This window comes from Peptostreptococcus stomatis DSM 17678, from assembly GCF_000147675.1.
Lineage (GTDB): Bacteria > Bacillota > Clostridia > Peptostreptococcales > Peptostreptococcaceae > Peptostreptococcus > Peptostreptococcus stomatis.
This window is the reverse complement of sequence record NZ_ADGQ01000052.1, coordinates 1-808: the sequence shown is the minus strand read 5'-3', so window position 1 is coordinate 808 and position 808 is coordinate 1. Positions and strand designations below refer to the sequence as shown.

The following is an 808-nucleotide window of genomic DNA, read 5'->3' as shown; positions in this document are numbered from 1 at the left end:
GAAAAAATAATAGGAATAATTGAAAAAACTCTTGCTCATAGACAGGGTGAAGATATTGAGGGGGTGCCAATGCGTGGCAGTCCTTTTTTGTTGCAAGATTTTCATAAATATATAGTTTATGCAATAATGGGGTTTTATTTTAAAGGAACTAGTAAAAGAGTTGTAAGAGAGGCCCTTATTCATATCCCTAGAAAAAATGTAAAGACTACATTTGCAGCTGCACTTGCTTGGGCTCTTAGTTTGTATTATAGAAAATCTGGAAGTAAATGTTATATTGCATCTGCTGCACTTAAGCAGTCTCTTGAAAGTTTTGATTTCATAAATTGGAATATAGAGTTCATGGGTGAGAAAGATTCATTTAGAATTATAGATAATAATCAAGAACATTCAATTCAAAAAGACTTCGGAAGTGAAGGAAGCATCTTTATACAAGCTTTGGCTGCTAATCCAGATAGGCAAGACTCACTTAACTGTAATTTGGCTATATGTGACGAGATCCATGCTTTTAAAGCCCCAAAGCAATACAATATTATTAAAGAAGCTATGAAGGCTTACACAAACAAGCTTATGATAGGAATTTCAACAGCAGGTGATAATATTAATAGCTTCTACTACAGAAGACTTCAATATGCAGATAAGATTTTGGATGGTCAAATAGAAAATGATGATTTGTTTGTATTTAAAGCTGAGGCAGATAAGGAGCCTGATGGAAGCATAGATTTTACAAATCCAAAAATTCATGAAATGGCAAACCCTGGATATGGTGTAACTATAAGACCAAAAGATATGCTAAATGATTCAATTGAGG

The 808-nt window shown here is 33.4% G+C and carries 1 protein-coding gene; it reads left to right on the top strand.

The genetic code is table 11. From position 1 onward, the window contains the following. Nucleotides 1-808: terminase large subunit domain-containing protein (locus HMPREF0634_RS04865; protein WP_007789531.1), on the top strand; the 808-nt coding region annotated here is incomplete at both ends.